This window comes from Christensenella sp. MSJ-20, from assembly GCF_044357945.1.
In the GTDB taxonomy this organism is placed as follows: domain Bacteria; phylum Bacillota; class Clostridia; order Christensenellales; family QAND01; genus QAND01.
Genome location: NZ_CP076563.1, coordinates 774,678 through 794,272, shown reverse-complemented (window position 1 = coordinate 794,272; position 19,595 = coordinate 774,678). Strand labels below are relative to the sequence as shown.

21 protein-coding genes are annotated in these 19,595 nt (G+C 47.0%); 3 read left to right on the top strand and 18 right to left on the bottom strand.

Annotated features, from left to right (window positions below; all coding sequences use genetic code 11):
• Nucleotides 1-798: 798 nt before the first annotated feature.
• Nucleotides 799-1,515 (bottom strand): hypothetical protein, encoded by a 717-nt coding sequence (locus KP626_RS04065; RefSeq protein ID WP_395978588.1) that lies wholly within the window; start codon nt 1,513-1,515, stop codon nt 799-801.
• 56 nt (nt 1,516-1,571) lie between these two features.
• Complete coding sequence (locus tag KP626_RS04060) at nt 1,572-1,943, bottom strand: hypothetical protein (RefSeq protein WP_395978586.1); 372 nt, start codon at nt 1,941-1,943, stop codon at nt 1,572-1,574.
• A 446-nt stretch (nt 1,944-2,389) separates the two neighbouring features.
• On the opposite strand from KP626_RS04060, the gene KP626_RS04055 reads away from it, so the two are divergent.
• Together KP626_RS04055 and ligD are read left to right on the top strand one after the other, a co-directional pair.
• A complete protein-coding gene (locus tag KP626_RS04055) occupies nt 2,390-3,190 on the top strand; it encodes a Ku protein (protein ID WP_395978584.1) in 801 nt (266 codons plus the stop codon).
• Nucleotides 3,187-4,134: a non-homologous end-joining DNA ligase gene (gene ligD / locus KP626_RS04050; RefSeq protein ID WP_395978582.1), complete on the top strand. Its 948-nt coding sequence runs from the start codon at nt 3,187-3,189 to the stop codon at nt 4,132-4,134. The genes KP626_RS04055 and ligD overlap by 4 nt, the downstream gene beginning before the upstream one ends.
• A 24-nt stretch (nt 4,135-4,158) precedes the next feature.
• Here the strand turns inward: ligD and KP626_RS04045 are convergent, their stop codons facing one another.
• The 16 genes from KP626_RS04045 to KP626_RS03970 all read right to left on the bottom strand — a co-directional run bounded on the left by KP626_RS04045 (nt 4,159) and on the right by KP626_RS03970 (nt 18,172).
• A complete protein-coding gene (locus KP626_RS04045; RefSeq protein ID WP_395978580.1) occupies nt 4,159-4,929 on the bottom strand; it encodes a Fic family protein in 771 nt (256 codons plus the stop codon).
• Between the two features lie 86 nt (nt 4,930-5,015).
• Nucleotides 5,016-7,064 carry a CARDB domain-containing protein gene (locus tag KP626_RS04040; RefSeq protein ID WP_395978578.1) on the bottom strand — a complete coding sequence of 683 codons (2,049 nt, stop codon included), beginning with the start codon at nt 7,062-7,064 and terminating at the stop codon, nt 5,016-5,018.
• A 41-nt stretch (nt 7,065-7,105) separates the two neighbouring features.
• The gene (locus tag KP626_RS04035) at nt 7,106-8,002 is read right to left on the bottom strand and encodes a hypothetical protein (RefSeq protein ID WP_395978576.1); all 897 of its coding nucleotides are present in this window, start codon (nt 8,000-8,002) and stop codon (nt 7,106-7,108) included.
• Nucleotides 8,003-8,068: 66 nt separating this feature from the next.
• The gene (locus KP626_RS04030) at nt 8,069-8,533 is read right to left on the bottom strand and encodes a hypothetical protein (RefSeq protein WP_395978574.1); all 465 of its coding nucleotides are present in this window, start codon (nt 8,531-8,533) and stop codon (nt 8,069-8,071) included.
• The gene (locus tag KP626_RS04025; RefSeq protein ID WP_395978572.1) at nt 8,530-8,958 is read right to left on the bottom strand and encodes a DUF4320 family protein; all 429 of its coding nucleotides are present in this window, start codon (nt 8,956-8,958) and stop codon (nt 8,530-8,532) included. The genes KP626_RS04030 and KP626_RS04025 overlap by 4 nt, the downstream gene beginning before the upstream one ends.
• A 72-nt stretch (nt 8,959-9,030) precedes the next feature.
• Entirely contained in the window at nt 9,031-9,285 is a 255-nt protein-coding gene (locus tag KP626_RS04020; protein ID WP_395978570.1) for a DUF6133 family protein, read from the bottom strand.
• 29 nt (nt 9,286-9,314) lie between these two features.
• The gene (locus KP626_RS04015; RefSeq protein ID WP_395978568.1) at nt 9,315-10,193 is read right to left on the bottom strand and encodes a hypothetical protein; all 879 of its coding nucleotides are present in this window, start codon (nt 10,191-10,193) and stop codon (nt 9,315-9,317) included.
• Nucleotides 10,190-10,903 carry a type II secretion system F family protein gene (locus KP626_RS04010; RefSeq protein WP_395978566.1) on the bottom strand — a complete coding sequence of 238 codons (714 nt, stop codon included), beginning with the start codon at nt 10,901-10,903 and terminating at the stop codon, nt 10,190-10,192. Before KP626_RS04010 ends, KP626_RS04015 begins: the two co-directional genes overlap by 4 nt.
• 218 nt (nt 10,904-11,121) lie before the next feature.
• A complete protein-coding gene (locus tag KP626_RS04005; protein ID WP_395978564.1) occupies nt 11,122-12,474 on the bottom strand; it encodes an ATPase, T2SS/T4P/T4SS family in 1,353 nt (450 codons plus the stop codon).
• Nucleotides 12,471-13,229, bottom strand: a complete 759-nt coding sequence (locus KP626_RS04000; RefSeq protein ID WP_395978562.1) for a hypothetical protein — start codon at nt 13,227-13,229, stop codon at nt 12,471-12,473. The genes KP626_RS04005 and KP626_RS04000 overlap by 4 nt, the downstream gene beginning before the upstream one ends.
• Before the next feature lie 13 nt (nt 13,230-13,242).
• A complete protein-coding gene (locus KP626_RS03995) occupies nt 13,243-13,980 on the bottom strand; it encodes a Flp pilus assembly protein CpaB (RefSeq protein WP_395978560.1) in 738 nt (245 codons plus the stop codon).
• Between the two features lie 10 nt (nt 13,981-13,990).
• Nucleotides 13,991-14,323: a hypothetical protein gene (locus KP626_RS03990; RefSeq protein WP_395978558.1), complete on the bottom strand. Its 333-nt coding sequence runs from the start codon at nt 14,321-14,323 to the stop codon at nt 13,991-13,993.
• A complete protein-coding gene (locus KP626_RS03985; RefSeq protein ID WP_395978556.1) occupies nt 14,310-14,825 on the bottom strand; it encodes a hypothetical protein in 516 nt (171 codons plus the stop codon). The genes KP626_RS03990 and KP626_RS03985 overlap by 14 nt, the downstream gene beginning before the upstream one ends.
• Nucleotides 14,826-14,872: 47 nt before the next feature.
• Complete coding sequence (locus tag KP626_RS03980) at nt 14,873-15,832, bottom strand: ParB/RepB/Spo0J family partition protein (RefSeq protein ID WP_395978554.1); 960 nt, start codon at nt 15,830-15,832, stop codon at nt 14,873-14,875.
• Entirely contained in the window at nt 15,798-16,604 is an 807-nt protein-coding gene (locus KP626_RS03975) for a ParA family protein (protein WP_395978552.1), read from the bottom strand. Before KP626_RS03975 ends, KP626_RS03980 begins: the two co-directional genes overlap by 35 nt.
• Before the next feature lie 71 nt (nt 16,605-16,675).
• Complete coding sequence (locus KP626_RS03970) at nt 16,676-18,172, bottom strand: LA2681 family HEPN domain-containing protein (RefSeq protein WP_395978550.1); 1,497 nt, start codon at nt 18,170-18,172, stop codon at nt 16,676-16,678.
• A gap of 233 nt (nt 18,173-18,405) precedes the next feature.
• Between KP626_RS03970 and KP626_RS03965 the strand changes: the two genes are divergently transcribed.
• On the top strand, nt 18,406-19,440 hold the full coding sequence (locus KP626_RS03965) for a helix-turn-helix domain-containing protein (protein WP_395978548.1): 1,035 nt from the start codon (nt 18,406-18,408) through the stop codon (nt 19,438-19,440).
• Nucleotides 19,441-19,595: the final 155 nt, after the last annotated feature.

Sequence of the window (19,595 nt, the reverse complement as noted above, 5' to 3'; positions counted from 1 at the left end):
CATTTTATGTTCAATATGATCAGCTGTTAAAAAGAAGCGCAATGGAGGATGGACTATCGTCGAAGAATATGCATCTTCTATTGTTGAGGAAATTGTTCCTTACGCCAGTTATTCTCAGACTTATGACGATCAGAGAGATCTTGACGGGATTTCCCGTCATAAGATGATTGCTTATTATGATCTGGTTAAACTAAACCTCTATCAGACATACTTTGATCTTACTTGAGTAAACTATAACCGTTCTTCGTTGCATGGAGGAACTGCCTCTTACTCTAATATGAAGACTACGATATTTACCTCTGGAGCAGGGTATGAACGCAGGGAAACGGCATTGACCACAACCCACTCCATACCTGATACCAATAACTATAATATTTATCCGACAGCTCATGATGCAATGCTTCAAGGAGCAGCTCAGATGACATGTACCCTCTCTTTTACTGTCCAAGTAGGCGTTAATCTTTATAACCGTTCTGCTAGACTAAATGTTTTGCCCGGCTGGTAATTCATGTTGACCATATTGATCGTGGGAAGGGGGGCCAATATGGCCCCCCTTTACCTTTCAAGTTCTATTTTTTGCAGTTGTTCCCTTTCAAGTTCTGGTTCAAGATCATCAACATCGTATTTGAAAATACTCATAAAATATCATCTATGACTGCGCTATATGAGCCCGGCGACAAAAGATGCTTATAACATCGCAGGTATTTGATCAACTTGATGTTTTACTTGGTTGGTAAATTATTCAGATGTGAAAAGGGGCCAGCATACGCCGGCCCCTTCACCTTTTACTTTATTTACTTAGCTGTTATGAAGCAAGTAAGTCTGCCACTGTCGAGTATAGTTAACTCCGTTGATGTTCAGGACATAATCTAGGGTCCCCGAAATAACTCCGAATGTAACAATTACCGGAGGATGCCCAGGACAATTCATATAAAAACCAGCTGTACCCATAGGAACTGTAGATACTGTTGTCTTTGGACTTTCTGCAAGTGAGTAAGCAGTTAAGGTTCCAGATACCATATCTCCACCGTTTTGCGTCCTAGAGCGGCTTAGCTTCAAACTTTCAAGAGTGTAGTAAGTTGCATAGCCATTCGTGGTTTCATTATAGTAAAAAGTAATGTAGTGGGTATAGTATCCATCGTTTTCTGATTTAGTCGTTTCAGAATTGTAGCGGGGCTGTATTTCCTCAATTACAGTTTTAGCACGTCTTGTTACTTCTGTTCCATCTGCCAACTGAACGCGACTCAAAACCTGATCATATTCATAAATTTCTGAGACCAGCACGGAGGAAGTGTTTCGCAATGCAGGGTCGCTTGCCTGAAGAACTTCCGTTTTTACTTTAGTTGATTTGGTACGAATTTCATCTATACTGAGTTCTTCGTTACTCTCGAGAATAGCAACGACTGCTGTATCAGGTAACTGCACATAATTACTATTGGCAGCAAACCCTTGAAGAGGTAAGGCGGTCATCATTAGGGCTAAAAACAATGGCCAAAATTTCATGATTTTTTTCACTCTGTTTTCCTCCTTAGTGATGAGTTTGGTCTTATTGGTTACCGCTGTTCTTTGGCTTATCTATTCTTCACCTCCTCTATTAACCTAATTAGAAAATAGCCAGCTACAACAAAGGCTATGGAAATTACGGATTGGTTGGCTTGATGCGCAAAAAGAGGAATTTTGAATTGATAAAAATAATAGGCACCAAATACAATGGTGCCTAAAGCCGTAGTCACTATTCTTTGATTTCTGCTTGTTCTGGAAGAAAATATTTTTTCTGAATACACAGCAGCCCCAAATAGTATGAATTGACTATAAATTACTATTCTTAAATCAAAGCTCGCCAATAGACTCCTTAAGGAATTTCCAAAGTAATTTTGCAAAAGAAGCAATGCTAATAGAAAGATAGAATAGAGGGAATATAGTATTATTTGGATTTTTTTCATTTTTGCCTCCTAACACTATTTTCTATTTCCAATATATACTATTAGTAAAAAATGTAAATAGTTTAGCCAATATTCGACAAATTTACTTATGTTCAAAAAGGTTTGGATGTTATGATGCAAAAAACCACACTAGTTGGCTTTTTGATTTTTCTTTAATTCATTGTGCCATGCAAACATTCATTTTGACAGTGAACTAGAATAATCTATTTCATAACTCGATGTTTTTACGAAATCTAGCCTATAGATCATCTGCGAAAAAAGCGTAAAAAGGATCTGCCACTTCTAACGGGAGCATTCAATTCAACGGCATATATTATGAGTAATATATCCGTGCTGGAAAACCCATTTCATCCATTCGTATCATGATTAACCTCCAATAAAAAAGCGCCGGTAGGCGCAAAGATTTTGTGCGATAGGACACCCTAAAGAAGAAAGAGGTGATCCTTATGGCATCGGTATCCCATAAAGGGGCAATTAGTTTCGGATTGGTTCATATCCCGGTATCCTTTTACACAGCGACCAGAGAACAAAAGATCAGCTATAACCAGCTACACCGGGACACCCATCAAAGAATCCGATATAAAAAGGTTTTGGACGATGGGACGGAAGTAAAGCAAGAGGATATCGTCCGGGGCTATGAGATAGAAAAAGGGAAATACGTCATCATGGAAGATGATGATTTTGAAGCGATTAAGACGCCGCTTGATAAATCCATTCAGATACTGCACTTTGCGGACATAGAGGAAGTAGACCCGATTTACTTTGAAAAGGCGTTTTATGTCGTGCCGGACGGCGGTGGAGAGCAAGCATTTGAACTGCTCCGCACGGCTATGTTGCAGGAAAATAAAATAGCGATTGCCCGGACTGTGATCCGTACCAGTAAAACATTAGTTGCGCTGGTCCCAGGGAAAAACGGCATTTTAGCGGAAACGCTGTTCTATGCAGAAGAAATCCAGCCAATGCCAAAAGCGTATACCCAGCCAGAGGTGGAGCAAAATCAGTTGGAAGTGGCAAAGTCTCTGATCAACGCAATGGTACAGCCATTTGAGCCTGCTGCATATAAGAACGAATACTACGAACGGGAAATGGAAGCCATTCAGAAAAAAGCCGCAGGCCAGAAACTTGTTGCGCCTAGTACGGAAACGAGTGGAAATGTAATCAATCTGATGGAAGCCCTGCAAAAGTCGCTTGAACAAAAGAAGCCGTCTAAACGGCCCTCCACCCGGAAACGGGCCGTGGCTAAATGAGCGACCTGTTTGAACAAAAGAGCATAGCGCCTATGCTGATCGGGGCGTCGGGAGAGGCATTCGATTCCCCGGACTATATCTATGAGCTCAAATTAGACGGGGTGCGTTGTGTCGCATATTTGGATCCCAAAACCGGAACAGAGTTACGAAACAAAAGGAATCTCAATGTAACGGCTGCCTATCCAGAGTTAAGAGAGATACACACGCAAGTCAAAAAACGGTGTATTTTAGATGGAGAGGTGCTGGTAATCAAAGACGGCAAACCGGACTTTAGCGAGATGCAACGCCGTGCGCTCATGGGAGATCCTTTTAAGATACGCCTTGCCGCCGATGCCTTGCCCGTTTGCTTTACTGCTTTTGACATTCTTTATCAGGATGGCGAATCATTGACCCAGAAGCCATTGATGGAACGAAAAAAACTCCTGTCGGCTATGGTAAAGAAGGAAACGGATTGGATGGCGGTATCCCGGGTCATAGAAGATCAGGGCATTGCCTTTTACAACCTAACCGTGGAACAAAAGCTGGAAGGGATTGTAGCCAAACGAAAAACTAGCAAATACTACTTTGGCAAACGTACAAAAGATTGGATTAAGATCAAGACTTTTGAGGATGACGATTTTGTGATCTGCGGGTACATCAACAAGGCCGATGGGCTGGTTAGCCTAATTCTTGGACAATATGATGGAGAACAGCTAATCTACAAAGGCCACATTACTATGGGCGTATCTAAGTCGGATTTGAAAAAGATCAAGGCGCTGCCACCAGCGCCCTTTGCACCTCTGCCGTATCCCAAAGGCCACGGAAACGAACAAGCTGTTTGGATACCGCCTAAGCTGGTCTGCCGGGTAGAGTACATGGAGAAAACCAAGAACGGATCGTTGCGACGGGCAGTATACAAAGGACTACGGGACGATAAACCGCCAGAGGAATGCATCGTTAGATAAGAAAAGAGGCGCATACGCGCCTCTTTATCGTTCCTGTTCCGTTCTAAGCCGGTGGGATTCCTTCACCAACGCAATGCGTCGTTGAAGGGCGTCCTTTAGGTATTCCGCTACCATGTATTCCATGGGGCCGGGATTCTCATCGCCGCCCTGGTATTCCCTAAAGCAGTCGTAGTATCGCTCTACATCGGCATATTTGATATCGATGGGCGGGTATCCCTGACGCATGAGCTCATAGTTGAGGATCAGCCGCCCAGTACGTCCGTTTCCGTCCACAAAGGGATGGATGCTCTCAAACTCCAAGTGCATCCAGGCAACGGCCTGGACGGGATGGCAGCACGCCAGCTTTTCCCGGTATTCCCGGATCAGCCGCTCCATCCGGGCGGGCACCAGGTTGGGAGAGGGTAGGATCACGTCGGCATTGCCGATATATACCGGTACGGTGCGGTATTGCCCAGCGTCCTCGGGCTGTCCCATCAGTACAAGCCGATGTACCTGCCGGATGATCTCCTCGGAAATCAGCGGGCTGTCGTGGAGCAGATCGCAGAGATAGGCATAGGCTTTTTGATGGCCGATGGCGGCAAATTGATCCTGAACGGGTTTCCCCTTGATGGATATCCCGTCCTTTACCACAAGCCGGGTTTCCTGCTCGGTTAAGGTGCTGCCCTCGATGCGGTTGGAGTTGTAGTTGAACTGTAAGCTGAACTCCTCGTCCAACCGGATTAGGCTGCCATTGGTAAGGGGAGGCAGAGCGTCAAGGACCGCTTTTGCCTCGTCGATTTGATCCCAGATTGCCATGGCGTCACCTCCTAATAATGTTCACGATGCTGAACAAAGTCATTATACCATAACTTCCTTGTTCCCGCTCTGTATGATTTTGCTCCCTATCGGCGCACCACATGGATTCTGTCGTACATATCCCCATAAACCTCCACGGATCCCGTTTGGGTGCTGTGAAGCTGGCCTTGGGGCGTCCAAGCGTAGAACGCTTGAGCAGAAGCCAGGTAAGCGCCGTCGGGATACCAGAGGGGGATGTAATGGAGGCGTGTACCCAGGATGGAATAGGGATTGATGGGATTCTGCCAGGTGACGATCCTTTCCCCTGGGGCCCCTTCCTTGACTTCCAAGCTACTGCGGACATTACCCCATTTTCCTGTGCCATAGGCCGATTCGGGATATGTTACCCATACCATCTGGGGTCCTACCAGCTTATCCACTCGGTCATAGTTGGTAGTTAGGATGGTTTTGCAGGAGAGGTTCACGCCGAACCCCGATTCCAGGAGATTGGTAGCGGATATCCTGGTATCGGGAGAGAGGGAGAACTCGTTCTCCAAGCGAGCCCAAAACCGTTTGGCGACATACTGCCCATCCTCATACCGGGTTTCCGTCCAGCTATGGGTAGCTGCGCCGGTAGTGGGAGGAAGGGAGGCAATGCCATCCTCCTGATAGGCTTTTTGCATATCGGGGTCATCGGGATCAACAAGGGAGGAAGCAGGAACCGCAAAGATATGGGCAGTTTCGGAATACTCGTTGTTGGTTTCGTCGGTTTCCGGGATCACGTTATCAGGGTCAACTATAAATTTAATGGGGTATTCCCCCGGATCGGACGGAGTACGGAAACGGAATACGGCAAGATTTGTCCCATTGCCTGGGACACAGATGGTTTCTCTTAATTCAAGATTGCCCAGCCGCATCCGAACATCAGTAGCAGGGATCGAATCGGAAGTTTTGCTTCTGATAACGGCAGTTACCACAACATCCCGGTCTGCATACCAATTTTCAATGTTTACGGAATCAATGGTAAGGTCATATTCTGGCTCCCGCTCATAGGTAACGGTGTAGTAGACGTCCTCATCCCGGCCATCGGCATGGTTGGTGACGGTTAGGGTATCGGTAACGGAAGTGCCGGAGGATGAAGCCCCCAGGTAAGTGCGCTCCCATCCTACAAAGGCACTGTCCTCAAAGGCGGCTGGAAAGGATATGGATACGGCCTGGCTTTGATCGGGAAACAGGGTTGCAAGGTCCCTTGTCTCGGTATGGAGCACAGCGCCATCCGGGGTCTGGTAGGTAAGATGGGCTTGAATATCCACATGGGGCTGTGCGGGGAAAAGCCCCCATAGGGGATGGGTTACCTTCATAGAATTGAGGGTAAATTGACTGAAATTGGGGCCGGTGATTCCCCGGTATTCTTTGAGGTGATAGATCAGGAGATCAGCGATACCCACGGTATTGATGGGATCGTTCTTGTTGTATCCGATGACATTATCATTATCGCCATAGTAGCTGTCCACCACAAAGCCATTGTACTTTCCGTAGGGGTCCCAGTTGTATGACGTGTCCTTTGGGGTTTCAAAGGTCACGCCGGAGTTGATGGACCCCTGGGGAACCTTGGAATAGCAGATGGTATCAATGGAGTGCATTTCAATCCGACCACCCTTGGTTAAAAGGCGCTTAAAGGCTTTGTGCTTGGCGCTGTCTTTCCCATACTGTTGGATGATGACGGATTCCAGGGACGGGATGGTGCCCTGGTCGAAGTAATATTGTTCGGAGGGGGTGGCAAGGGCGTCCTTCGTAATGGGGGTAACAAGGGGCATGGAGTAACGGGTAAGCTGGTAGTTGTTCTCGTTCAGATAATATTCCCAGTTTTCCACATAGAGATAGGAAGTACCGTCTTTGAGGTAGGCGTTCTGCATTTCGCTGGATTTGGATGTATCGCTGGGCTGTTGGGATACCTTTGCCATGGGCCAGGACGAATAATATGGATACAGGATGTCAATGGGCGATTCCCCCGACACAATCAAGCGTACATTCCATCCAATTGTCTTAAAGGTTCGGGTTTCTGCCGCCTGTGCTAGGCTGGGGAATATGAGGCCTAAAAAGCACATCACGGCCATTAGAATGGCCGTGACGGATCGATGTATTTTCCTTTTCAAAAGCGTCTTCTCCTTTCAGTTATAGGAGATATGTGTGGAGATCAAGCGGGAGGATTGCCGATTGCCCAGCCGGACAGCCAAGCATAGACAGACCCGCCCACGGTGCATTCCACGTCCCGGTATTGCCAACCGCCGTCCTTTTCCACAAAGAGACGGCCACGGATCACGATTCCACTGTACAGAGCATTGTAGACCAGGGAGTTATGGGACTGGAATATGGCGCTGTCCCCATATTGACTGCGGAACCGGGACTGGATACTGTTGATCGAACCGGAGTAGTCGGAGCGATAGTAGATGTCCTTGTTTTTCCGCAGTACAGGATAGGGATCGGATAGCTGCATCCCGCTGTTGACCTTTTCCGCTTCCCCGGCAAAGATGCTGTCGCTGGTGCCCAGGTTATACCGATAAGTGTACAGGGCCGTTGGGATACCCGCCGCATGGACGGCCCAATCGGAGGACGCCGGGCGTACCTGGACGGCATTCTTGATCTGTGCCGCGGTCACGGGGCGATTTAGAGAGGGCCAGGAACCAGTGCTGGCGCTGCCGCTGGGCTGTACCGGGGTAGGCTTGGGAGTTGGAACAGGGGTAGCTGTGGATTCCGGTTTGCTGTCGGCGGCTGGTTTTGATGGGCTGTTGCTGGAACCGGTAGATGGTTTCTCCACCTTGGACGGACTGGAGGAAGTATTGGAGTTGGGGGATGGAAGTTTGGTATCTGGTACGGTTTCTTTCGCATCGATATTCCCGGCTGCACTGGTTTGGGAGGAAGCCTTTTCTTCCTCCTCATGGGCGGCGTTTTCCTCCTGGCTTTCAACCGGCGAAGGGGAGGAAAGAGCCGGAGAATCCTCCGGCACACGAGTCATGGAGGACTTGGGAGAGCATCCAGCCAGAAGCAATAGGCCAGACAGGGCAATTAGGACGAGACTACGCATCGTTTTCATAATATAACACCTCTTTTCGGCCTCATCATTTCATAGGAAGAATTTTCTTGCAAGAGTGTCCGACGCTCATTCAATGTACAGGACCTGCACTTGAGTTTTTAGTGGAATGGTGATGTTACGGATCCCCCCAAAGAACCAGGGGGAAGGAAAGGACACCTTGGCCCGTACCATGAGGTCATTGCCGGATAAGGTGATTTGAAGATCGGAGAGCCGGTAACGCTCCGTTCCGTCCGAGGTTTTGACCCAATCGGTTCCATCCGGGGACCATCCGTAGGCTTTGAGATTGTTTTCGACAGCTTGAGGCACGGTATTGGGGACGTCCACCAAAAGATCCCGGATATGGTCGTTGCGCAGTTGTTCATCTACCGATACCGACAGAACCCGTTCCAGGTCGTTTTGCGCCTGAAGATATTTGTTGTAGGTAATGGCGACGGAGTAGACCACCAGGGCCAGAGAACAGACTAGTAGAATCAAAAACGCCGTCATAACATAGGCGCTCCCCCGTTTATCCCGGATGAGGGCTAGGGTCATTTATGGTACACCTCCGAAATGCCTTCCGCACTGGAATGTAAGGTGACATAGAACACAATGGGGTCGCCCCAGATTGGACGGGCAATGGTGATGGGGATTTCCTTAACCGCTTTAACGGTAAAGGGGGTTTTCAGCTGGATGGTTTTTTCGCTTTCATCCAGCCATTCCGTTTGAATCTCTATGGAATCGGGCTGGGCTCCCGCTAGTTGTTCCACCATATGATCCAGATCGCTGGCGTCGCCGGTGATCTCAATGGTGCGTGTGATCTGACGAGTTGACTGGGACAAGCTCATTTGGGTACTGAAAATGGGCCAAAGCATCATAAGGCCAAAAACCAGTAAAATCAAAAGAACCATGGAGATTGCCAGATCAGCATAGGCTTCTCCTTTTTGATCCTTGGAAAAACGGTGTAATGATTTGAACATGGGGGCCTCCTTTCTAAAAAGGGGTGGTGGGAGCGGCATTGCCGCCCCCACCGAGTGCAAGGAGGATGGGGGTTACGGAAGGACGGTTACGCCGCTGAGCTCGCTGGATACCTTATCAATCAACGACTGGAACAGGTCGGGCATTGCGGTGTTCATGATTACCAGGATAGCGGCTCCGACCACGACCACAATCAAGATTTTCATGGCCATGTCCAAGTAGCCTTCGCCCCGGCAATCAGACAGAAGGGACCGCCTGGGCTTGTCGGCACGCTTTTTCAAAAAGCGGGGGAGAGAAAGGGAACGGGAAAGGTTGGCGATGAAGTTCATTTACAACACTCCTTTGTATATTGCTCCGGCTAAATGCCGGCAGCTTGCAGATTGGAAAGAATCAGGATAACCAAGGGAACCATGAATAGGAAGATCAATAGAAGGGTTAGGAGAAAAGAAGCGGCCCGGATGCGTCCGGGGCTTCGTTCCATCTTTTTGCGAAGTTTCTCCCGTTGAGTGGTTCGTACATCCTGTTCCAGAATCATAAGGCTGGTTCGCTGATCCGCTCCTTGATATACGCCGCACAGGGTGGCGACCAATACCGAAAGCTGGGGGATATTTAACCGGCTGTCCATTTTCCGTAAAGCAGATTCGTGGTTGCCGGTCTGCATGTCCATCAAGAGAATATCCAGTTCAGCGCCAAGAGCGGGTCCAGCTACCCGGCGATAACGTCGGAAAATGGAAATCAAATCCCGTTGATCTGCCAGGGAATAGTTGATGCTTTCGATGAGCCGTGGTAACTCCGATTCAATCTCATCATCCAATGCAGCAACCTTCTTTTGGGGTGCCTGGATGGTCTTAAAGTAGTGGAGTACGGCATAGATGGCCAAAAGAATGGAGAACAGCGGAAATCCAAAGGGAAGAAAGAAAGTGCCGCACAGGGCAAGAAGAATGGAGCGCAAGAGCGCCAATGCACGGTAGCATTCGGGATCCTCCTGTTTTCCCAAGCGGTCCAGGCACACCGTAAGCCGCCTTTTTCGGTATTCGCTCATGGGCCAGATCGCTTGTACCAAGGGAACGCAGGGGGATAACGCTCGGTCCAGTCGCTGGCTTATGGTGGGGTTTCCCCGGTAGGATTGGACGCTTTTTAGCCAGCGTCCGGTGGGAAAACAGAGGATGGCTCCGGCAAGCTGGTACAGTCCAACACAGAGCAATACAGCCATGCAAAAGGATAGGATCATGGTCATGAATGTTTCCTCCTTTCTTTTGCATCGATGGACTGATTGGCACGGGCTACCCATACGCTGGTCGCAAGAACGGCAGCCAGCACCAGGGCAAGGGTGATCTTGCCGGGAAGGGTATATAAAAGGGCGTCACACCATTCGGGCATCATAACCCCCATGAGAGGCACGCTGCTCAATACGATGAGGACGATCAGCGCATAGTCCCGGTAATTTCGCTGGATGGTGGTGTCCACCTCCATCTGTACCCGCCGGGATTCCCCCAGGCGTTCTACGATTCCGGGCAAGGCATAGCGTAGCTGTCGGTCTACCTGACATTGAATCAAAATGCCGCACCAATCCTGCCACCAACGGTTGCTGCACTGACGGCGCAGCGCCTCTAAAGCCCGGTCCATGCTGGCGTCCACCAACTGCGTTTGGGTTAAGAACGTCCGAAACCATCCGATAAGGGGTTCGGGGAGCAGATGCAGGGATTCCTCTACTGCTTGAATAAAATCGCCGGATGCGATGTATGCGTTGGTAACAATGCCCATGCCGGATTCCAAGCTGGCGGTTAAACTGCGCTGGTATTCCCCCGAACGAATATAGATCATGGCAAGGGGCAGAAGGACAGAACCGCCGGTAAGGACAAGGGCGAGAAGCAAATTGTCCAGAAGAACGCCAATGGCAAATCCTGTTAGGGCAATCAGACAGGTTCCCCACTGATAGGATTCCAAGGTTTTTTGACCCCCGATACTTTCTAGTAGGACACGGGTATCCTCGATCAAAGAACGGATTCTTCCGTGGGGCTTTTGGGTGAGTTCCTGGATTCGCTGTTTTCGGGTTAGTCTGTGCTGAAAGGGCTTAGTCATGAGATCGGATATATCCCGCAAAGAGAAGCCAAGCACCAGGAAACATCCCAGGATGATAAAAATGGTACAACAGAGCTTGGCAGTCATTTTGCACCTCCTTTTCTGCGTTTTTTGAACCGGCTCATTTCAAAGGTGGTAGCTCCATTCTGGATGAAACGCTGCTCCAGAGCATCGGATACCGGCTCTATCTGCCGGTACTGGCGGGTGGAGAAGTCGTAGCGGTACAGGGTGTTGCAAGTAACCTCATCGTCCCAGATCCCAACGGCTTCCGTGATCTCCAGCATCCGGCGCTGGTTATCGGGGCATCGGCGAAGGTGTACCACGATGGGAAATGCCTCTACGATCATTTGGGTTAGGACATGGGAGGGGAGCATGGTATCGGCCATTTCGCACATGCTCAAAATGCGGTTGTATGCGGCCCGACAGGAGTTGGCATGAAGGGAGGTGATAATGGTATGCCCGGTGCGCCCTGCTTCTTGCACCGTTAGAGCTTCTGGGCCACGGATCTCTACGGGGGCGATGATGTCTGGGTCAAAACGCAGAGCATGACGCAGTAAATCGTTCATATCCACGTTTGCTTGTGGGGAGTCGCTTTCCCGCGTGGTGGTATGAACAACGCTGTTTGCCACCCGACCATCTTCGTTATATCGGACTACCTCGATCTCCTTGGTTTCTTCGATGCAGTAGATCCGCCGGTCTGGATGGACGGTGGAGAGCAGATAGGAGATCAAGGAGGTTTTACCGCCACGGGTGTTTCCGCAGATGGCAATAGAGGCTCCATGGTTTAGGGCAAAAGAAAGGAAGTCCAGCATATCCTTTGATGCCATATTGGTATCAATAAAGTCCTGGGCCGTTAGGTTCTTGATCCGCTGCCGCCGGATGGAAAAGGAAGCGCCTGCGTCCCGGTCTGCAACGGGGGGAATCATGGCGGAGATGCGGATGCCCCTGGAAAGAAAGCTGTCCACAATGGGGGTGGTGCCGTCCAGCACCAGGCCGCCCAAGCGTACCATTTTGCGGATCACATCCACCGCATGTTGAGGGGAGGAAAAGTGTTCCGTGATCTTGTAAATGCCATTGGCGGTAACGATTTCGATATCGTCCCAGCGATTGCCGTTGATTCCTTCAATTTCGGGATCAGCTAGATATGCGTCCAGAAAGCCGAATCCAGCCATGTCCCCATACAGGCGGCTAGTAAGCTCATCCAGGGTCATATCCGGCAAGGAAAGGGATTGGTCCGTTAGGTATTGGGAGATCAGTCGTTTCACAACACTGGCGCTTTTGCTGTTGCCGATTACCTCGGAAAGCGCATCCCCGTGTTCAGTGGAGATATATTCCCTTGTCTGGGCCAGGATGGTTTCATAGCTAAGAGGATCGGCGGCGTCTACTGCCTTTTTTTGTTGCTGTCCATAGGCCATAGCACGGAGCGTAGGGGTCATCGGGCTTCACCCTCCTTCTTGCCTCCCTCCGTTTCGGAGAGCTTGTCCAATCGTTTCCATAGATTCTTTACCCCATGGGACCAGCGCAGAGATTCCTTTGTGATGCCGTCCATCTCCCCCGTTCCATTCAGGAGCGGAAATTCCTTTACATACGGCAACACTGCCTGAAATCGGAGATCAGCGGATCGTTCGATGGCTCCGGGGTCCTGGCCCTTCTGTACCTGCATGGCGACGGGAACCACCCGGCCATCTACGGACAGATGGTGTAAAAGGGGAGAGATGGCATTGAACCAACAAAGCCCGGATAAATCCGCCGTCATACAGACCAAAACATGATCGGATATTTGCAGAGCGGGAAGCAGGAACGGATCATTCCTCTGCCCTGAGAGATCTAGGATCACATGGTCGAGGACATGGGTGCATTGGTTGATGAGTCGGCGGGCGGCTTCATCCGCTTCCAGGCCAACCTCATAGGTGAGGAAGTCATCTTCATAGGATAAACCGGCATGGAACAATCCTTCTTGTTGAGGATGCTGATGCAGATAGGGCCGGATTTCAGATGTGCCCGTTCCGGCAATGAATCGCCCTAAAGAACCAGAGCTCGGGATGGCTTTGGGTACCTGGAGAGGTAAGGTGGGCATGGTAAGATCGGTATTCACCACTCCGGCCAGTGCATGGGCTGCAAAAAAAGCACCTAGCCTATGGGCCAGGGTGCTTTTGCCGACCCCGTCTTTTCCCCAGATGGCTAAAATCATAGTTGTCCCTCCTTTATTTCAACACACGCAGGTCATCGGATAGATAGGCGGCGGCATCATCCCCACGGGCCACGAAAACCAGGTGCAGTACGCCGGTTTGTTCCAAGTCCGCTAACATCTGTGCCTGGCTTTCCGTAGCAAAGAAGGAGATGGTGACGGGCAGGGCGTTTTTGTTTTCCTCGGATGGGCTGGGTTGTACCAGGGAATCAGCGCCATCGGCTGTTGAGATCATAGCGACTTCAAGGTATTGCAGCTCGGGTACCAAAGCAACGGCAGAAGCAGCGGCATCGCCGGGGGTTACGCTGTTACTGCTCCGGGAAAAGGAAAGTACGGATACGATATCGCCGGGCTCCAATCTGCCGGATACACCGGAGGCAAGGGAGGGAAGGGTAACGGATACCACACGCAGTCCCTTTGCCGACGCTTTCTCCATTCCGTTTAAGGCGCTGCTGTCTCCGGCTAGTTTTGATTTTGTGAGATAGTCGCCGGCATAGATGGGAGCGGCGGCGTATGAGCCGGAGGGCAAAGCGGATAACACGTCCTTGGGCGCACTGTTGCGGGGGACCTGTACCGTTTCCAGCATTTCGGGCATGATCTCGCTTTGTTCGGATATATATTGCTTGGCACGGATCACGGAAACGGTGGCGTTCCCGCTTCCCCTTTGAATACCTGGAATCGCCACAAAGCCGATCAACAGACCAAGGACAATACAGGCAGTTCCTACAACATATCGGTTTTTCAATATCTTCATTGGTTCACTCCTAAGAAATGAGAAAATCATCCAAAAGCCCTTGTACCAATAGCACCGAACCATAGAGATCATCGCATTCAATCTGCATGGCTGGCATCTGGCGTATCGCCTCGGAAGAAGGAAGCTGGGCGACCCCATCGGGCAGGGGAAGATCTGCGATTTCATACAGGGCTAACAGGCATTTGTATAGGCTTTCGGGTTCTTCGTTGGCGGGGATGAACATTAAGGGGGCAAGAAAATATATGGCCTGATAATCTTCAAGCCCCCATCGCTGGGAGAGGGTGGAGAGGATTTTCCGCAGCTCCTTACGCCATTGCTCGTTGATCGGTTTAGCGGAGTTCATCAAATACCCCCTCAACCGCTTGTTGTACGGCGTTTTCCAGCGTGTCCAGGTCAATCATTTCCAGTACGGCGTCGTGATCGTCTGCAAAGACATAGGATGGCTCATCGGCTGAATCCGGGTTTAAGGACGGCTCGGTGAACATGTATGTTGTCCGGCTGTCAGTAATGGGCATTCCATAAACCATGGAGAAATGATCCGATACCCATCGTTTGTACCCTGTGAGTCTTTGGGCCATATGCGGCAGGCACATCCCCTTGGGAAGATCATGTAAAAGGTACTCCAGGGATCGATAAAGCTGTGTTTCGGTCTGATAAGGGAGGGCCTTGCTATATGCTTCGGGTTGATAAGCGGCCTTTGCAGATAGGATGGGAATGGATTGGAATACCCAATGTAGGAAATCCGGCGCGAGATGTACGGACAGATAGTTGAAACGGACCAGGGTTTTGGTAAGACGGTTCAATCCAATGACGAGATCGTTTAAGGAAATAGGGTCTTTATGCATGGAGAATCCCTCCTAGAAAAATGAAAAGCCCACCTCTTTTGAGTGGACTACCTTGCCATTTGTTGATGGCGCTGTTTCTTTTTGCTGTAGAACTGGACAAAATCCAGGAACAACTTCTGTATTTGGTCTACGTTCACCTCCCCGCCGAAATATTTGGATACCTCCTTGTACGGAATGACGAGATCACGTTTCCCGTTGGTTGGCAGGGGTTTGGGACCTGGAATATCCACCATGATCTGATCCAGCATCTCATCGGAAAGCGTTTTAGCCTTTTGCGCTTCTGCCCGGATTTTCTTTGCCTGAGGCAGAGAAGGAGTACGTTCTGCTTGGATCAGGTAGTCATGGGTGGATTGTTGTTGATCTTGGGACAAGTAGGAGATCTGCTCGGCTGGGGTCATTTTGAGGCTCCCCGTGTCTACCATGGTTTGGAGCGGTGGGATTAGGAAATTGAGCCGGTAATACCGGTGTACCGAGGTATGACCCATGCCAAAGTCGGCGGCAACTTCGTCCCTGGATTTCTGACTTTTTAACTTGTGCCCATCGTGGGCACAAGTTTCCTCGTCCAGAAACGGAAGCCTTTTGCCCTGGTGTTTTAACACCTCATATTTGAGTTTCACGGCACGGGCAACTACCATGTGATGAAATTCTTTTCTTTGCAGCAGTACGGAATCGGCGTATTCCTCTTTGGCTTCTTCCTCTGTGATATTGCGAACCTCGGAAGGAATGGTTTTCTTTCCTGCTATCTTGGAAGCGAGAAAACGCCGGTGGCCGTCGATGATCTCATATCTTCCGTTGGACAAAGCCCGCAGCTTGATGGAAGTGTGGATTTCTTTGTCCTGTAACTGCTCGGCAAGGCTGATGACTTCAGGACTGTTCTCGTCAATGGGCTCGAATAAATTGGGGTTCGGGTCAATCAGCTCCAATGGGATCCGTTGTTCTCCGATTGGAGGATGGGACGCTGGTTGAAACAGGCTATCGAGTGCGGCTTTGCTTTTTGATTGGGGCATCCAGTGACAGCACCTCCTTTGTTAAATTGTCGTAGGCTATGGCGGCATCACTCCTTGCGTCATAGGCAAAGATGCTTTTGCGGCTTTCCTTGCTGTTACCCACGGCGATGCGATCTGGTATGATCTGCCGAAAAACAGGAACGGATGGGCCAAACATCTCCTTGATTTGCAGGGCAAACCGTCGGTGAAGATTGGTCCTCAGATCCGCTTTGGTAATGAGAATCCCGGTTACGTCAAGGGAAGGATTTAACAGGTTTTTGATCTTGCGGACATTTTCTACCGCTCCATAAACCCCGGAAAAGCTGTCCGTCCCTGGTTCTGTTGGGATAATCACCCCATCGGATGCTACCATTGCATTGATGACGATTTGGGATAGTCCGGCTGGACAATCCAGAAGCACATAATCGTATCCCTCTTGAACCTGTTCCAGAAACCGGCGTAATATGCTTTCTCGGCTTAAGGCTGTTACCAAATGGCTTTCAACACCGATTAGGGCTTTTTCTGCGGGGATAACGTCTACCCCTTCTTTAGTAGGATGGATGAAATCAAGTTTTTCAATGGGCGATCCGTCCATGGTTTGGATCATGGCGTCGGCCAGGGTGGATTGGATCTCATCCTCCCCTAAAAAACAGGATGTTAAATCCGACTGCATGTTGCAATCCACCAGCAAAACCTTTTTTCGATGGCGGGCTAGTCCTACGCCCAGGTTTATGGTGGTTGTGGTCTTTGCAACCCCTCCTTTCTCATTGGTGATTGTGATGACTTTCGGCATTGCTTCACCTCCATAGGTTTGGAAAATGAAAAAGGCGCCATTGGCGCCTTTTAAAAAATGTTTTAGTTTATTTAATCTTTAGTATATTCATTCTTTTCTTCATTAAACTTGACTGCAAGACAAAGATATATGATTAATTCTCGTGCTAGTTTTAAAAGTCGAAACGTATTATCCTCAATTTTAGCTTCTGTGGTATACTTTGTAAAAGAAATATTTTTATTTAATTGATATGCTGTGCGCAAGCAGTTGTGCTCCATATCATTTCTCATTTTAAAGATTGGCTCTGCTTGAGGTGCAGTGGTAATGGAATCTTTTTCAAAAAAATCTTTTTGGAGCCAATACATTGCCTGAACTAAAGGATTGTTTGGATGTACTTTGAGAATAGGATGTGGAACAATAAAATAAGATCTTCCTTTTCCATTGATAAGTTCAGTTTTCCATACATTTTTGAAACTAATTTTTGTACCAGTAAGCCCTACTTGAAAATACTCGTTAATAAAAAAACCAATCCTATCAAACAAAGAGTAAGCTGATTTAAAGGCTGTTCTTAACATACTATCCTTTAAAGAATAATCAGAGAAATCTGCTGTATCAATTAAATCCAAATTCGACTCAGAATAGTGTTTGTATTCTTCCTCAGTAGAAATTTTATACCATAGTAACCTGGCCCAATTATACTCTTGTTTAATCTGGTTAAATAAACCAATAAACTCTTTTTCTTTATTGTTATAGGGTTCTTTAAAAGGAAGATTAACACTATCGACTGCAAAGCATGGACTTGTTATTATATCTAAGCATGGGTTGAGAAAAAGACGAAATAGAAGTAAATAGTTTCGATAATCTGCTTCTTTTTGATTACTCGATTGGAAAGGAGGCAGGTTTAGAGGTTTACTCAAATAATTCTCGATATATGTGGAATCAAATGAAGAAATGAGATTTTGTAGTATCTTTAGAAATTCCTTGTTCTCTATATTTATTTTGCATTTTTCTGCTTGTTTAAAATAATGATAACAAGCGTGATAAAAATAGTTTTGTTCATATTTTTTAAGCTGAATTGGTGCAAATCGAAATAATAAAATTGAATAATTAAGACTTGCCATTGCGAAATCATTGCTAATAAGCAAAGCATTTTGAAAACAATCTGATGCAATGATATATCGCCCTAGTTTGTTATATGCATTTCCTAAATTAGTATACGAACGCATTGCAATATATTGTGCGACCTTTGCTTCTGGGTTATTATCGGTATCATCATAGTGAGTTTCATATAAATCTAACGCATATCTGAAATGATAGAGTTCTTTTTCAAAATATTGTTCTTTGATTTCTTCTTCTAGTAAAGATAGTTCGTCATACGCAGTTGCAATGTCATAGTGGATCTGAATTTGTGTTGGGATATTGTATTCTTTGTATAATAAAGATTCGGCTTTTTTAATAGTATCCAGAATATTACGCCCATCTCTTTTGAAATATAGATCGTCAAATATTGATGACAAATCCCTTACCGATCTTTCAATAATCTCCGTAAAATTTCTTTCAAATTCTTTGGCTTGTTCTTTAAGAGTCATAGCACCGATCCTTATGTTTTTAGAGATTAATTATCAAATTTACTGTATCATAGTTTTTATAGATTTAGAATTATGTTACTCATTATAATACAATTATCGCACAAAAAATAAATAGGGGGTGTATTCTAATATCAAGGTTTCAATATTATTCAACTGAAGAAATAGTACGCTATTTTCTTAAAACGGGCAAAGAGGGCGATTGCTGGGATTTCAAACTGGAATGGCATGACAATATGGTTGACCTTCTAAAAGATATAATTTGTTTTGCCAATACAGTTCACGATGAAAATTGTTATATTATTTTTGGCATTTCTGATTCTTTACAGATTTTAGGGATGCAAAAGAAGCGGATCAAACAAGCTGAGATACTTGATGCAATTTCTAATCTTACGTTTGCGGGTGATGTCTCACCCAAAATAGAAGTAAAGACTATTGTGTTAGATGGACAAGTGCTAGATGTGCTGATTATTTTTAATGTAGAACGCACGCCTATATATTTAAAAAAGAATTATGGCACAATGCGGGGCGGATGCATTTATACACGTGTGGGCGATAAAAATACTCCTGATAATGGAAATGCGGATATTGGAGAGATAGAGGATTTGTGGCGCAAGCGATTTGGACTCACTAAGCCACCATTGGAATTTATCTATGATCGTATGAATAATAAGTTTGAATGGATAGAACAAAACGAGGGTTTTTATAATATTTACCGCCCTGAGTATACTATTCAAATACAAAGTAAAAACGATGAAGCTAGAGATGAACCAATGTATTATTCATACGCAATGGTAAACTCACAGACATCATTTGAAGTTTTAAATATCAAATATCAAAATATAATATTAGAATCTTATGGGTTGATTATTTTGGATTCTGGCCGACTGAGGATACCAATACCTGATCAGGGATTTGTCTGTCATAAGGGGTATGAGATATGTCCGAAATATAGTTATGAATACTATATTCTTGGTAGTAAACTTTATAAGATATTATCTTTTCTATATGAGCCACAAAATGGTGATGAACACTCTGCGTTTGAGCGTCTTAAAGAGGTGATTCTTATTTATTACTCGGAGGAAGAAAAACTAGCCTTTGAATCATTTATAGAAGGAAATCAAGACTTGCCAGAAAAATATATTGGTCGAATCAATAGGTTCAATTATATGAAAACCAATGATGAAAAAATTAAATTCTACTTGGAACGTTTAAAAATAGGCGTTGCTCTAAATATATTGTTGACAGACTGGCGAAACAAAAAATTGTAGTCAAATTTGACTACAATTTTGACTACAATCTCACCAAAAAACAGTGGAAAAAGCCGTCTTTTATAGAAATAATGGAATCCCAAGAAAATGGCCAAAAGCCTTTATTTAAGGGCATTTTCAGCATTTTGGGGGTGTCTTAAAAACTGATGAGCGTT